The sequence below is a fragment of the Gemmatimonadaceae bacterium genome (assembly GCA_040882285.1).
In the GTDB taxonomy this organism is placed as follows: domain Bacteria; phylum Gemmatimonadota; class Gemmatimonadetes; order Gemmatimonadales; family Gemmatimonadaceae; genus JACDCY01.
This window is the reverse complement of record JBBEBQ010000010.1, coordinates 25,004-39,103: the sequence shown is the minus strand read 5'-3', so window position 1 is coordinate 39,103 and position 14,100 is coordinate 25,004. Positions and strand designations below refer to the sequence as shown.

The window sequence follows — 14,100 nt, the reverse complement described above, 5'->3', positions numbered from 1 at the left end:
GCCGTGTTTGCGATCGCGGCAGGCGCAGCGTGGGGCTGCGCGCCGCAGACACTCGTCACCGCAAGCGGCTCGGCGCCGCTTCCGGCCGCCGTCGACCGCGCGCTGCTGCCGCAGACGCGCGCGGAGCGGAGCGGCTACACCGAGACCTCGCGCTACGCGGACGTCGTCGCGTTCATCGATTCACTGCAGAAGCTCGGCGCGCCGATAGCCGTCGGCAGCATCGGGAGGACCACGCAGGGACGTGAGATACCGTACGTCATCGCTTCGCGTCCGCTCGTGCGGACGGCGGAGGAAGCGCGAAGACTGGGCAGGCCCATCGCGTACGTGCAGGGCAACATCCACGCGGGCGAAGTCGAGGGAAAGGAAGTGCTACAGGCGCTGGTGCGCGATCTCGTGTTCGAGCAGCGGCGCAACGTGCTCGACTCGATCGTGCTCATCGCCGTGCCGATCTACAACGCCGACGGGAACGAGGCGGTGGGACCGCGGGAGAGGAATCGCCCCTCGCAGAACGGCCCGCAGCTCGTGGGCGGACGCGCCAGCGCGCTGGAGCTGAACCTCAATCGCGATTACGTGAAGGCGGAGGCGCCGGAGACGCGCGGGTCGCTCGCGATGTTCCGGGAGTGGGACCCCGACGTGTTCGTCGATCTGCACACGACCAACGGCAGCTACCACGGCTACGCGCTCACGTACTCACCTCCCCTCACGCCCGCCGCGCCGCTGGCGAGCTACGCGCAGGGCGTGTGGCTCCCGCTGCTGCGGGAGCGGATGCGCGCGCGCCGCGGCTTCGAGACGTTCGACTACGGCAACTTTCTCACCGACGAGCGCGCGCTCGCCGCCCCGACGCAGGCGGCCGAAGGCTGGGCGACGTACGATCACAGGCCGCGCTACTCCACGAACTACTATGGAATGCGGAACGGGATCGGAATCCTGAGCGAGGCGTACTCGCATGATCCGTTCGCGCGCAGAGTGGCGTCCACGGACGCATTCGTGCGCGAGATCCTCTCGCTCACCGCCGAGCGCGCGGCCGAGATCGAGCGGCTGCGCGCGATGGCCGCCGCGCAGGGTGCGGGCCAGGTGGTGCCGATCCGGTCCCGGCTCACTCGGTCGCCGGTCGTGGCCGACGTGATCGTCGAGGACATCGTGGGCACCGGCGACTCCAGCCGGACGGAGCCGGGTGTGCCGCGGGGAAGAAGGCGCACGGGGAATTTCCGTGCGGTGAAGATGCCCGTGTTCGACCGGTTCGATCCGACGCTGAGCGTCAACGTCCGCAGCGGGTACGTCATCGTGGGCGATCCTCCCGCGGTGCTGAAGCTGCTCGCGGCCCACGGCATCGCGGTCGAGCGACTCGCCAGCCCGCGAGTCGCGCCGCTGGAGCTGTTCACCATCGATTCAGTGATCCGCGCGCCGCGGCCGTTCGAGGGACACCGGGAGGAGCGCGTGACCGGCCGCTGGTCCACGAGCACCGAGTCCATCCCGGCCGGCTCCTACTTTGTCGCGACGGATCAGCCGCTCGGCCGGCTGGCGGTATATCTGCTCGAGCCCGAGAGCGACGACGGTCTCGTCACCTGGAATCATTTTCCGGGTCTCGCCGCCGGATCTGTGTTTCCGGTCGCGCGGATCGCGTCCGGGCCGGGAACGCCAACGACACGATGACGCAACCATCCGCCTGATGCTTCGCGGCGCGCTGCTCTACCTCTCCGAACAACAGCAGATCTTCAGCTTCGTCCGTCGCAACCGGCTCGCGCGTGCGTTCGCGAACCGGTTCGTCGCGGGCGAGACGCTCGACACGGCGATGAGCGCCGTGCGCTCGCTCAACGCCCGCGGAATCACGGCGTCGCTCGACCTCCTCGGCGAGAGCGTGCACAACGAAGCCGAGGCGAAGCAGACGGCCCGGCAGTACGCCGAGCTGCTCGACCGCATCGCGAGCGTGGGCGTGGACTCGAACGTGTCGCTCAAGCTCACGGGGATGGGGCTGGACGTGTCCGGGGAGCTGTGCCTGCTGCTCATGCACGAGGTACTCTCGCGCGCGCGGGATCACGCTACGTTCGTGCGGGTCGACATGGAGAGCAGCGCGTACACGCAGCGCACTCTCGACATGTTCGAGGACCGGCTGTATCCGTGCTTTCGCGAGCACGTCGGAATCGTCCTGCAGAGCTATCTCTACCGCACCATGGCCGACGTCGAGGACGCGATCCGCCTGCGCGCGCGCGTCCGCCTGTGCAAGGGCGCCTACAAGGAGCCGGATACCGTCGCGTTTCCGGACAAGAAGGACGTGGACGACAGCTACGTTCGCGCGATGCGGCTGTTGCTCACGCGCGGAAACTACCCCGGCATCGCGACGCACGACGAGGCGATAATCGACGAGACGAAGCGGTTTGCCATGGAGCAGGGGATCGCGGTCGACCGGTTCGAGTTTCAGATGCTGTACGGCGTCCGGCGCGACCTGCAGGATCAGCTGATCGAGGAAGGATACCGGCTGCGCGTGTACGTCCCCTTCGGCACGCAATGGTATCCGTATCTCATGCGGCGACTCGCCGAGCGTCCCGCGAACGTGGCGTTTCTCACCGGCAGCATGCTGCGCGAGATGGTGGGCGGGGTCTCGCGCCGCCGCCGCAAGCCGCGGCGCTGACTGGTGGGACAGTTTCTTCCCGGCGACTTCTCGAAGGGTGATCCCAACACTCTCGGCGGCTACATGGCGGTGCACGCGCGGCCGGCGGCGTTCGAGGGCGCCGATGGAGCGTCGTACAGCGCGGAGATCGTGACCGATCCCGCTCCGGAGTCGGGGGAAGGAGCCGTAGCCGGTTACCTGCTGTTCGTCCGCTGGCGGGCGGGAGATCCCGTCGCGTCGGGGCATGTCGAGACCGGGTATCTGGCGACCGGCTCCGAGGCCGACGTGCTGCGTGAGATAGGCGGGCTCACGCTACAGGACGTGCGCCGCCTGCTGGATGCCCGGCTCGAGCAGCGGTCCGCGGGACGTCCGTGGTGGGAAGCGATGCGTGACGAGAGCGACGAAGCGTGAGCGGTACGCTCGTAGGAGACGTGCTCGGCGGGACCGGCGGGATCTGGCACGTGAGGACGAGCGACGGCGAAGTGCGCGAGGCGTCGCTGCGCGGACGGCTGAAGAAAACCACCGTGACGAAGATCGCGGTTGGGGACGAGGTGGAAGTCGAGCAGGATCCGGGCGGCGCGTGGGCGATCTCGGCGATCCACCCGCGCAGGTCGCGGCTGGCGCGCCGTGAGCCGGGCTCTGGCTACGGCGAGCGCGTGGTCGCCGCCAACGTGGACCAGGTCGTCGTCGTGTTCGCGGCGGCCAAGCCGGAGCCGCACACGCGGATGCTCGACAGGTTTCTCGTGATCGCGGAGGCGAACGAGCTGATCTCCCGGGTCGTCGTGAACAAGGTGGACCTCGTGCCCGAAGCCGAAGCCGCGCGCACCTTCGCCGATTACGAGCGCGCGGGCTACGCGGTGCACTACACCAGTACCAAGACACGGGCGGGGCTCGACACGCTGCACGATTCCCTCGCCGGCCTGTCGTCGATCTTCAGCGGTCCGTCCGGAGTCGGCAAGTCGTCCCTGCTGAACGCGATGTTCCCGGGATTGAATCTGCGCATCGGCGAGATCAGCGAGTCGGTGAACAAGGGGCGGCACACGACGGTCGGCGCGGTGATGCACCCGCTGCCGGACGGCGGCTACGTGGTCGACTCCCCGGGATTGCGCGAGGTGGGCATGTGGCAGCTCGCGTCCGACGACCTGGACCGGTGCTTCCCCGAATTCCGACCGTACCTGGGCGAGTGCAGGTTCGGGGACTGCTCGCACCTGGTGGAGCCCGGCTGCGCGGTGCGCGACGCGGTGGAGGCGGGCAAGGTCAGCGCGGCCCGGTACGACAGCTATGCGCGGCTGCGCGCGGAGCTGGAGGAAAGCCCTAAGAAATGGTGACTAGTGACTGGTGACTAGAAACGACACTACGCGCTACCAGTCGTTACTAGTCACCAGTCACTAGTCACTAGTCACCAGTTCAAGTGTCCACTCTACCGGCACGTCCGGCCGGAGCGAGCTGCGCACGGAGCAGTACTTGTTGATCGAGAGATCGATCGTGCGCTCCGCGTTTTCGCGGTCGATGCCCGCGCCTTCGATCTGAAAGTGCAGCGTCACGTGTTTGAGCCGCTTCGGGATCGTCGTGACGCGCTCGCCGGTCACTTCAATTCTCATGGAGCTCGCGGGCGTGCGGCGCTTGGCCAGGATCTCCACGACATCGATTCCCGCGCAAGCCGCGATGGACCCGAGCAGAGCGTCCACTGGACTGGGGCCGGTCTTGCCCCGCCCGTCGAGGTGGATCGTCTCGCTGTCCGGCCGGCCGGCATCGAAACGCTGGTCGCCGTCCCAGGTGACCGTGACAGTCGCGGGCGGCTGAGCTGTGTTCGTGGCGGCGGGCGGCGCCGAGTTGCCGTCGCCCTGCGGAGTCGTAGGCATGGGGAGAACTCGAGAGAAAGCTGGCAGCTAGCAGCGAGCAGCCAACTGCTAGCTGCAGACTATGAAACCTAAGCGCTGCGCGAATGGCTGTCGGGGAGTCGTTCGCTGCTAGCTGCCAGCTGCCGGTGCCAGCTGCCAGCTATCTTTTTCCCGATGCCGCCGACGCCCGCCATGGAGCCCTATTCCCGTCACGTGCTCATTTGCACGGGCGAATTCTGCTCTCCCGATCGGCGCGGGCGGGCGCTGTACGCCAGGCTGGCCCTGCTGCTGCAGCGCGAAGGGCTGCTGTTCGGTCCCGCGCGGGTGAAGCGCGGCGAGACGCCGTGCCTCGGCGTCTGCGCCGGCGGGCCGATCGTGGTCGTGTACCCGGAGGGCGTGTGGTACGCCGGAGTCACCGACGAGCTGCTCGAGCGGATCGTCGTCGACCACCTCAAGCACGGGCGCATCGTGGAGGAAGCGGTCTTCCATCGGCTAGCTTTCGACTCCTGACCGGAGCCCAACTTGCCGCAGCCGCCCAATCCACGCCGCCTCGTACTCAGCGCGGCCCGTAAATACATCTTCGATAACAAGGACCCCGAGCGCTTCCTCGAGGACGCGGTCTCGGGCCCGCATGGCGACGAAGTTCCACGCCTCACACCCAACGCGATAGAGAAGACCCGTATGCCGCGAAGCCGAGACAAGATCCTGACGAATCTGGAAGAGATGTACCGCGAGGCGTTCGAGAGAGCGCGCGCGTCCGGTGACGACTCGCAGATGGCCACGCTGGATTTCGCCTACCGCCGCGAGCAGCTGTATTTCGAGATCCTGCTCGACGTGCGCGACGCGCTCGAGACGAGACGCTAGCCTGACCTCGCCCGGCCGGGGAGTCCGCGGTTGACCAACGTGTGGGGCTGGGTCGGCTTCAATGCCGTCGTGCTGACGCTCATCGCGGTGGACCTGCTCGTCTTCCACCGCCGGCCGCGGCACGTTTCGCTCAAGGAGGCCGGCGCGTGGAGCGCGCTCTGGGTTGGGCTGTCGCTCACCTTCTCGTTGTTCGTGTTCCGCTTCATGGGAACGACGTCGGGACTGGAGTTCCTGGCCGGATACCTGATCGAGTACGCGCTCTCGGTCGACAACATCTTCGTGTTCGTCCTGATCTTCGGGTACTTCAGGATCCCCATGCAGTATCAGCACCGGGTGCTGCTGTGGGGGATCATGGGCGCGCTGCTCCTGCGCGGAGCGATGATCGGAGCGGGCGCCGTGCTGGTCTCACGGTTCGAGTGGATTCTCTACATCTTCGGCGCGTTCCTGGTGTTCACCGGCGTGCGGATGGCGCTGCAGAAGGCCGGGGACCAGTACGATCCGGAGGAGAACCCGATACTCCGGCTCGTGCGGAAGGTGGTTCCGGTAACGCCCGAGTACCACGGCCAGAAGTTCTTCATCCGCGCGCCGGACGAGACCGGTGCGCCGCGGCTCACGGCCACGCCGCTGTTCATCGTGCTCGTGCTGGTCGAGACCACGGACGTGATATTCGCGACCGATTCGATTCCGGCGATCTTCGCCATCACCCGGGACCCGTTCATCGTGTACACGTCCAACGTGTGCGCGGTGCTCGGCCTGCGGGCGCTGTATTTCGTGCTCGCGGGGATCGTGGACAAGTTCCACTATCTCAAGATCGGCTTGTCCGTCGTCCTGGTGTTCATCGGCCTGAAGATGCTGGGCGAGCAGTTCGTGCACATTCCCATCGGCGTGTCGCTCGGGGTCGTCGCCCTGGTGCTGGCCGTCTCGGTGGTCGCGTCGCTGCGCTGGCCGCGGCACGACCTGCCCTCCATCCCCCCGTTGGCGAAGCTCGGACAGCACCGTCACGACGAGCCAGCCGAGTCCCGCAAGGACGAGTAGAGCCTTCGGCTCTGTCCGGCGCCTCGATCACGGGCGTGTGACGCTCAAATGACTCTGGCGGTTATCCGTCAGACCCCGATATTCGTTCGGCGCCCTGTCGGCGAATCGATCAATAACACACGAGGCAGTTGTGCGAAGATTTCTTGAATGGCGGCGCTTGGCCGCGGCGGCTTCTCTTGCCGGGGCGCTGGTGGCCGGGCCGTCCGAAGCCCAGGAGACGGCGGGACTCACCTTCGACGTAACCGTGAATACCGGCGATTCAACGGCGGGCAGCCATCAGACCGGGCGCGGCTGGATAGCGGGGAAGCGCACGCGACTCGATTTGCGGGGCGGGATGCCGGGCACGCCGATGCCGGGGATGGACGGCGACAACGTCTCGATAATCGTCCACGATTCCAGCGACGCTCCCACGGTCGCGTTGGTGATGCACGACACGAAGGAGTTCATGTATCCCAGCAGGATGATGGAGCAGCTCAAGGAGATGATGGAGGCGATGCCGGAGAAGCCGGCGATGACTTTCTCCGTGACCAACATCGTCGTGGATACCCTCGGCGCCGGAGAGACGATCTCCGGCTTTGCGACGAAGCGCTACAAGGTCAGCGCCGACATCGCGATGTCGATCACGATGATGGGCGAACACGTAAGTGAGTCGATGCACGTGGAGTCCGAGGGCGATTTCGCGGAGGAGCTGAGCGATTACTCGGACCCGCTCCGGGACACGCGCGGGTTCAGGTCGGCGATGTCCGGGATGCCCTGGGCCGATTCGGCCTCCACGGCTGAGATGGAGAAGCTCATTCGTGCCGCGCCACGCGGACTCGCGCTCCGGCAGGTCGATCGCGTGACCGGAGTGACCGAGGGCGGCGAGCCGGTGCAAACGACGACGACTCGGCTCTCCAACATCAAGCGGGAGAGCGTCCCGCTCGCCATGTTCGCGATTCCCGAAGGGTACACGGAGATGGAGATGCCGATGGTGGGCGGGCCCGACGTGAACTAGCAGGAATATCACGACGCGGCGAAGGGGCGGCTGTGGGTTGTCTGCCGGGGGTGCGAGCGGTGGGAAGCGATCGAGGAGTGCGAGCGGGCGTTCTCCGCGCGATACGGAAGAGATTGCCGCCATCGCCGACAACATGTTCGTTCCCAATGAAATCCAGGTGTGGATCGACAGGCGTCGAGGCACTGTAGATTTGCCTGAGAGCCAGGCACTCATCAAGAACAAGGAGTGAACGCCCTGCGTGCCGCGCACCTCGTCGCCGGACTCGTTTTCGGAATCGCCCTCGCCGGTTGCGCCGTCGCGGTGACGCCGCGCGAACCGGCGACTTTCGCGATCACCAACGGACGCGTGTGGACCGGCGACAACGCGCACCCGTGGGCGACCGCTCTCGCTGTCAGCGGCGACAGGATCGTCGCCGTGGGCTCCGACGCCGACATCAACGCGCTGGTTGGTCCCGATACGAGAGTGATCGACGCGCGCGGCGGGCTCGTGGCTCCCGGCTTCATCGACTCGCACATCCACTTCCTCGACGGCGGCCGGGGTCTCGCGTCGGTCCAGCTCCGCGACGCGGCGACGCCGGCCGAGTTCATCGCGCGCATCAAAGCCTTCGCGGCGACGGTACCCGCGGGTACGTGGATCATTGAGGGGAACTGGGACCACGAACAGTGGGGCGGCGAGCTCCCGCGCCGCGACTGGATCGATTCGGTGACGCCGAACAATCCGGTCTGGATCAACCGGCTCGACGGGCACATGTCGCTGGCGAACACCGCGGCGCTGCGCGCCGCCAACGTCACGCGCGAGGTGCGCGACGTCGCGGGCGGGACGATCGTGCGCGACGCTGCCGGCGAGCTGACCGGCCTGTTCAAGGACAACGCGACGTCGCTGGTGGGGCGCGCGCAGCCGCCGTCGTCGGACGTCATGAACGATCGCGCGCTCGACGCTGCCATGGCGCACGTCGCCGAGCAGGGCGTGACCTCGGTGCATCACGTGGGCAGCTGGGGCGACCTGGCCGTGTTCAGGCGCGCGCACGCGCGCGGCGGGCTGCGCACCAGGATTTACGCGGCGGTGCCGCTCTCCTCCTGGGCCCGCCTGCGGGACACGATCGCGGCGGCCGGAACGGGCGATGATTGGCTGCGCATCGGGGCGCTCAAGGGATTCGTGGACGGATCACTCGGCTCGCACACGGCGGCGTTCTTCGAGCCGTTCACCGACGCACCGAACGATCGCGGGCTGCTGGTGAACACGCCGGAGAATCTTTACACGTGGACGAAGAATGCCGATAGCGCGGGACTGCATGTGCTGGTGCATGCCATCGGCGACCGCGCGATCGCGCTGCAGCTCGACGTCTTCGAGCGGGTGGCCCGCGAGAACGGCGCGCGCGACCGCCGCTTCCGCATCGAGCACGCACAGCACATCGCGCCGCGGGACTTCCCGCGGTTCGCGCAGCTCGGCGTGCTACCGAGCATGCAGCCGTATCACGCGATCGACGACGGGCGCTGGGCGGACAAGGTCATCGGCGTCGAGCGCTCGCGGACCACGTACGCTTTCCGGTCGCTGCTCGAGGCCGGCGCGGCGCTCGCGTTCGGCAGCGACTGGTTCGTGGCTCCGCCCACTCCGCTGGAAGGCATCTACGCGGCTGTGACACGCCGCACTCTCGACGGCCGCAATCCCGGCGGCTGGGTGCCGGAGCAGAAAATCACCGTGGAAGACGCGCTGCGCGCCTACACGACCGGCTCGGCGTACGCGGAGTTCGCCGAGGGAAAAAAGGGCGAGCTCTCGCCGGGCAGGCTCGCCGACATAGTAATGATCGATCGCGACATCACGCGCATCGCTCCCGAGAGCATTCGGGACGCGAGGGTGATGCTGACTGTCGTCGGCGGGCGCGTGGTGTTCGAGCGCGGCAGGTAGCGGCCCCGGCAGCCACAAAAAACGCCGCGGAGCATTCGGCTCCGCGGCGTTTCTCTCGCGTGTCCTGGCGGCTACATCCGCGCCGTTACTCCTCCTTCGCGGTACAGCCACGCACCGGCAAGCGTCCCGACGAAGACCGCGACGAGCCACCATCCGGCGATCATCATGTAGTCGCCCTGCGTGAACAGCCCCATCATGTGGAAGCTGAAGTAGGCCAGCGCGAAGCAGATCCACATGAAGGCGGCCGCGATCGCGGCGGTCTTCCAGCCCGGCCCGAACCTCGGCCGGATCGCGGCGTACAACCACACCGCCAGGAAGCCGAACAGGATGTCGGTCAGGTAAATGACCCACATCGGCGGCTCGGTCAGCGCGTGCTGAGCGAGCCAGGCGTCCATGTCCATGTTCATGAGCATGAAGCCGAGCACGTCGAAGCCGAGGAACAGAATCCCCGCGACAAGCCCGCCGATCAGAACCCTGCTCCAATTGATGTTGCCCACCGAGTCCCTCCAGAGGTTGGGTACTTGGGGCAACACATATCGCCCTGGCGGAAGCTCAGGTCAAGAGAAAACGCGTGTGTAGTGGCGTGCGCGGCGGCTAGTAGCCGGCGATTTCCTCGTACGCGCGCTTGAAATCGGCGACTTGCGGGAGGATCGCGTCCTCGAGCTGGGGCGCGTAACCGACGAACGTGTCGGTGGATGCGACCCGCTTCACCGGCGCGTCCAGCCAGGCGAAGCACTCGTCCGCGATCGCGGCGGAGATCTCGGCGCCGTATCCCCAGGAGAGCGAATCCTCGTACGCTACGATCACCCGCGAGGTCTTCTTCGCCGAGGCGAACACCGTCTCGCGGTCCCACGGGCTGAGCGAGCGCAGGTCGATCAGCTCGACGGAGATCCCCTGGTCGGCCACCGCGTTCGCCGCGGTGAGCGCACGCTGCACGGTCGCGCCGTAGGTCACGACGGTGACGTCCGTTCCCTCGCGGACGATCCGCGCCTTGCCGAACGGAATCATGAAGTTCGGCCCGGGATACGCGCTCTTGTTGTACGTCTGCCGGTACAGGTGCTTGTGCTCGAGAAAGATCACCGGATCGTCGCAGCGGATCGCGGTGCGCAGCAGCCCGTTCGCGTCCAGCGCGGTAGCCGGGCACATCACCCGCAACCCGGGGCAGTGCGTGAACAGCGACGCGCCGGTCTGCGAGTGGTAGATGGCGCCGCGGATGTAGCCGCCGTACGTCACCCGCACAACCACGGGCGCCGAGAAATTGTTGTTGGAGCGCCAGCGCATCGTGGCCAGCTCGTTCCGGAGCTGCATGTACGCGGGCCAGATGTAATCGAAGAACTGGATCTCGACGACGGGCTTGAAGCCGCGCGTGGCGAGGCCGATCGCGCGGCCGACGATGTTTGCCTCGGCGAGCGGCGAGTTGTACACGCGGTGGCCGCCGAACTCCTTCTGCAGCCCCCAGGTCACCTTGAAGACGCCGCCCTTGCCCTTGACCTTGCCGGCGTACTCCTCGCGCGACACGTCGGCGACGTCCTGGCCGAACAGCAGGATCTTCTCGTCGCGCCGCATCTCGTCCTTCATGCACGCGTTCAGCAGGTCCACCATCGTGGTCGGGTCGCCGCTGAACTGCGGATCGTCCTCGGTGTCGAACTGCTCGCTGGTGGGATCGACCGACGGCGAGTACACGCCGAAGTGTACGGTGTCTTCGGTGGGCTGCGGCTGCGCCAGCGCGTCATCGGTGGCTTCGAGGATCAGCGCGTCCACCTCTTCCTGGATCTTCGCGATGGCCTCGTCCGTCGCATGGTCCTGCTCCACCAGCCACTTCGGAAAGTGCGTGACGGGATCGCGCGCGGCGTCGGACTCGCGCTCGGCGGCCGGACGGTACATGCTCTCGTCGTCGGACAGCGAGTGCGAGTACGGGCGGATGACCTTCGCGTGCACCAGCGCGGGCCCCTTCCGGTTGCGGACGTGGTCGACCGCCCTGGACAGCGTGGCGTAGCTCGCGAGGAAGTCGCAGCCGTCGCATTCGTCGACGAGCAGGCCGGGGAAGGAGCGGACCAGCTGGGAGACGCTGCCGCCGGCGGTCTGCACCTCGACCGGCACCGAGATGGCGTAGCCGTTGTCCTCCACCAGGTAGAGCACCGGCAGCTTGAGGTTGCACGCCGTGTTGAGCGATTCCCAGAACTCGCCTTCGCTGGTCGTGCCTTCGCCGGTCGAGACGTACACGACCTCGTCCTTCTGGAAGCCCTCGGTGATTCCGATGAGCCGCGCGCGCAGCGTCGCCTCGGCGCAGCCGACCGCCTGCAGGAACTGCGTGCCGGTGGGCGACGACGAGGACACGATGTTGTAGTCCTTGTGGCCCCAGTGGCTGGGCATCTGCCGCCCGCCCGAGGCGGGATCTATCGCCGCGCCCACTGCCTCGTACAGCATCTCCGCGGGGGTGACTCCCAGGTGGAGGCAGAGCGCGCGATCGCGGTAGTAGGTGTAGAACCAGTCGTACGCCGGCTTGAGCAGCATGCCCGCGGCGGTCAGTACCGCTTCATGCCCGGCGCCGGAGATCTGGAAGAAGATCTTGTTCTGCCGCTTCAGCTGGACTTCCTTGTCGTCGATCTTGCGCGACAGGAGCATGTTGCGGTAGGCGGCGACGAGCTGCTCGCGGCTCAGCGCGGGCGGCGCCTCGGACCTGGGCGCGGATTTGCGCTCCGGGATTGCTCGGGTGGCCATTGTCTTGAAAAATAGTGAATGAGCGAGGGCGCGGGCTACGACGGAGTGGCCGGGAATATGCGCCGATACCGCCAAAGGCAACCGCCGACTGACAAGCTGCGAGCTGCCCGCTGAACGCTTCCGGCTATTCAGCCGCCAACTTCGATGACCATATGACGAAATCAACCAGCCTCTACTTCGTTGCGGCGCTCATCCTGTCCGCCTGCGTACAACCGCCACCCAACGGCGCGGGACCCGGTGATTCCACGCCGCCGCCGGCGGGCGCGCAGCCGGGCACACAGGAGGCGGACTGGGCGGCGATCCTCCGGCTCGAGGACCAGGCGAAGGCGATCGCGAAAGTCTCCGGTTGCGCTACTGTGTCGCAGTGCCGGACCGCTCCGGTGGGGAATCGCGCGTGCGGCGGCCCGCGGTATTACCTGGCGTATTGCTCCACGGGCACGGACTCGGTAGCGCTGTTCAGAAAGCTCGACGAAATCGTCGTGGCCGAGAACGCCTACAACCGCAAGTATCAGCTCGCGTCCACGTGCGAATTCCGCATGCCGGCGCCGCTCGCGCTCTCGGGCGGCGAGTGCCGGATGGTCGAGCAGTAGCTCCGAAGCGTCAGGATCGGTGATATCGACGACGGACTCCAGGGACGCTGGACAATCGAATCAGCGAAACGAAGCACGAACCTCGCCGAGGAGTGACGCGATTGGCGTGAGGCGGTAGAGGCGGCTCGGCGGCCCCGGCCGACCCGGCGTGTTCTGCGGGAACGCTACATCGGTATCCGGCACGGTCAGCCGCCACTGAACTTGGCCGGCGTCGTTCACTTCGACGGCGGTAATTGGTCCCGTCGACTGGTTCTGCACGCTCATTCCAAACAGCACCACTGAATTTCCGTTCGGCAGCCGGCGCACCGAGCCGACCAGCGCGGCGAAAATATCCGGGAAGTGCCGGTATTCCCACACCTTGGTCGCGGTATTCGCCGTGCGATCGATCACATACTCGATGGCCCGGGTGTAGCACGGCGCGCTCGGCGGATCCACGCACCCCGGCCGCTCGAAGCCGTTGTCGTACACCAGCAAGTGGTTGAGCTTCGGCTCCGAGACGTAGTGCTGTCCGAAGAACCTGTCGCCGTCGGGAACGGCCAGAGTGGGGTTGTCCCCGCCGAGCTTCCACTCCACCGACTGGAAATCCGGCGCGATGGAGATCACCTGATTGATGTTGCGCAGCGACATTATCACGTTGCCGCGCGGACCGTACTGGATTCCATTTCCATGCAGCCAGTTGCCGGCGTTGGACCGCGTGCTCTCGCGACCGCGCTCGGTTCGCCAGTCGAGATGATCGAATGCGCTCCAGCGCTTCACGACCGTCCCCGCTTCCGGGCTCCACTCCCACAGCGCTTCGCCCGTGACCGCAACACCATCCACTGTCTGGACGTCCGCCGCGATGAAAAGGATCGTATTAGATGGCGTCGCTGTGAGGTCGTGGTGAATGCGGCCGTAGGCGGTGCTCGAGCTCGACGAGGGCAGCTGATGAACGACGGTGCCGTCCAGGCGCTGTACCACGAGTCCCACGAGCGGGTGCATGAGACCGATGTCGCCGTTCGCGCGTCTCGTCATTCCGAACAGCGACCCCGGCACGTGCATGTAGCCCACGATCTCGCCCTGCTCGACCATCAGCAGGCCGGTGAACTCCCCCGGCGGGGCGCCGGCGATCTCGATCAGCGAGACCGGATAAGTCGGCTCGCCTGTAATCGTCAGCTCGATCCGCGCGAGGTCGGCCGGCAGCGGCGCAGTTCCGAAGGTCGTTTCGTGGACCCCGCCTTCCTCGGGAATCCCCACCTGCAGGCGGTACTTGCTGTCCGCTCGCAGCCGCGGCAGTACGATGCGATACACGCTGGCCTGTGAATCGGCTGTGATCCGGAGAGTGGGAGTGTCGGGCGCACCGTACACGACGTCGACCGGCGCCGGCCGCTCCAGCGTTATCGTTGCCACCCGGATGATCGGGCCGGCCGAGCTATCTATGGAGACCGACAGCACGCCCGAGGGAAGCGGCTCCGCGGGGTCGTCACACGACCCGGCGAGAAAAACGAGCGCAAGCAGAAAGCCAAGCCGGTACCGGATCGCCATCACTTCAGATAACTCCTGGGG

General features: G+C 66.8%; 14 protein-coding genes. 10 read left to right on the top strand and 4 right to left on the bottom strand.

All coding sequences use genetic code 11. The features are described 5' to 3' along the window. The first annotated feature begins 3 nt into the window (after nucleotides 1-3). Genes WEA80_05755 through rsgA form a run of 4 tightly spaced genes read left to right on the top strand, consistent with a single transcriptional unit; the run spans nucleotide 4 to nucleotide 3,936 of the window. A complete protein-coding gene (locus WEA80_05755) occupies nucleotides 4-1,653 on the top strand; it encodes a M14 family metallopeptidase (protein ID MEX1186073.1) in 1,650 nt (549 codons plus the stop codon). Nucleotides 1,654-1,669: 16 nt separating this feature from the next. Then, entirely contained in the window at nucleotides 1,670-2,629 is a 960-nt protein-coding gene (locus tag WEA80_05750) for a proline dehydrogenase family protein (GenBank protein MEX1186072.1), read from the top strand. A 3-nt stretch (nucleotides 2,630-2,632) separates the two neighbouring features. Continuing rightward, nucleotides 2,633-3,019: a hypothetical protein gene (locus WEA80_05745; GenBank protein MEX1186071.1), complete on the top strand. Its 387-nt coding sequence runs from the start codon at nucleotides 2,633-2,635 to the stop codon at nucleotides 3,017-3,019. Beyond that, nucleotides 3,016-3,936, top strand: a complete 921-nt coding sequence (rsgA, locus tag WEA80_05740) for a ribosome small subunit-dependent GTPase A (GenBank protein ID MEX1186070.1) — start codon at nucleotides 3,016-3,018, stop codon at nucleotides 3,934-3,936. Before WEA80_05745 ends, rsgA begins: the two co-directional genes overlap by 4 nt. 60 nt (nucleotides 3,937-3,996) lie before the next feature. Here the strand turns inward: rsgA and WEA80_05735 are convergent, their stop codons facing one another. Then, nucleotides 3,997-4,470 carry an OsmC family protein gene (locus tag WEA80_05735; protein ID MEX1186069.1) on the bottom strand — a complete coding sequence of 158 codons (474 nt, stop codon included), beginning with the start codon at nucleotides 4,468-4,470 and terminating at the stop codon, nucleotides 3,997-3,999. 153 nt (nucleotides 4,471-4,623) lie between these two features. On the opposite strand from WEA80_05735, the gene WEA80_05730 reads away from it, so the two are divergent. The 5 genes from WEA80_05730 to WEA80_05710 all read left to right on the top strand — a co-directional run bounded on the left by WEA80_05730 (nucleotide 4,624) and on the right by WEA80_05710 (nucleotide 9,247). After that, nucleotides 4,624-4,959 (top strand): (2Fe-2S) ferredoxin domain-containing protein, encoded by a 336-nt coding sequence (locus tag WEA80_05730; protein ID MEX1186068.1) that lies wholly within the window; start codon nucleotides 4,624-4,626, stop codon nucleotides 4,957-4,959. A gap of 12 nt (nucleotides 4,960-4,971) precedes the next feature. Then, nucleotides 4,972-5,313, top strand: coding sequence for a hypothetical protein (locus WEA80_05725; protein MEX1186067.1), 342 nt, complete (start codon nucleotides 4,972-4,974; stop codon nucleotides 5,311-5,313). A 39-nt stretch (nucleotides 5,314-5,352) separates the two neighbouring features. Next, nucleotides 5,353-6,348: a TerC family protein gene (locus WEA80_05720; GenBank protein MEX1186066.1), complete on the top strand. Its 996-nt coding sequence runs from the start codon at nucleotides 5,353-5,355 to the stop codon at nucleotides 6,346-6,348. Between the two features lie 130 nt (nucleotides 6,349-6,478). Then, the gene (locus WEA80_05715) at nucleotides 6,479-7,342 is read left to right on the top strand and encodes a hypothetical protein (GenBank protein MEX1186065.1); all 864 of its coding nucleotides are present in this window, start codon (nucleotides 6,479-6,481) and stop codon (nucleotides 7,340-7,342) included. Between the two features lie 225 nt (nucleotides 7,343-7,567). Beyond that, a complete protein-coding gene (locus tag WEA80_05710; GenBank protein ID MEX1186064.1) occupies nucleotides 7,568-9,247 on the top strand; it encodes an amidohydrolase in 1,680 nt (559 codons plus the stop codon). 71 nt (nucleotides 9,248-9,318) lie between these two features. Here WEA80_05710 and WEA80_05705 read toward each other — a convergent pair whose 3' ends face one another. Both WEA80_05705 and WEA80_05700 read right to left on the bottom strand, forming a co-directional pair. Then, nucleotides 9,319-9,744, bottom strand: coding sequence for a hypothetical protein (locus WEA80_05705; protein MEX1186063.1), 426 nt, complete (start codon nucleotides 9,742-9,744; stop codon nucleotides 9,319-9,321). A 97-nt stretch (nucleotides 9,745-9,841) separates the two neighbouring features. After that, nucleotides 9,842-11,968 carry a dehydrogenase E1 component subunit alpha/beta gene (locus WEA80_05700; protein MEX1186062.1) on the bottom strand — a complete coding sequence of 709 codons (2,127 nt, stop codon included), beginning with the start codon at nucleotides 11,966-11,968 and terminating at the stop codon, nucleotides 9,842-9,844. Nucleotides 11,969-12,120: 152 nt separating this feature from the next. Here WEA80_05700 and WEA80_05695 point away from each other — a divergent pair, with 152 nt between their 5' ends. After that, nucleotides 12,121-12,558: a hypothetical protein gene (locus tag WEA80_05695; protein ID MEX1186061.1), complete on the top strand. Its 438-nt coding sequence runs from the start codon at nucleotides 12,121-12,123 to the stop codon at nucleotides 12,556-12,558. Between the two features lie 60 nt (nucleotides 12,559-12,618). Here the strand turns inward: WEA80_05695 and WEA80_05690 are convergent, their stop codons facing one another. Beyond that, nucleotides 12,619-14,079 carry an aryl-sulfate sulfotransferase gene (locus tag WEA80_05690; GenBank protein ID MEX1186060.1) on the bottom strand — a complete coding sequence of 487 codons (1,461 nt, stop codon included), beginning with the start codon at nucleotides 14,077-14,079 and terminating at the stop codon, nucleotides 12,619-12,621. Nucleotides 14,080-14,100: the final 21 nt, after the last annotated feature.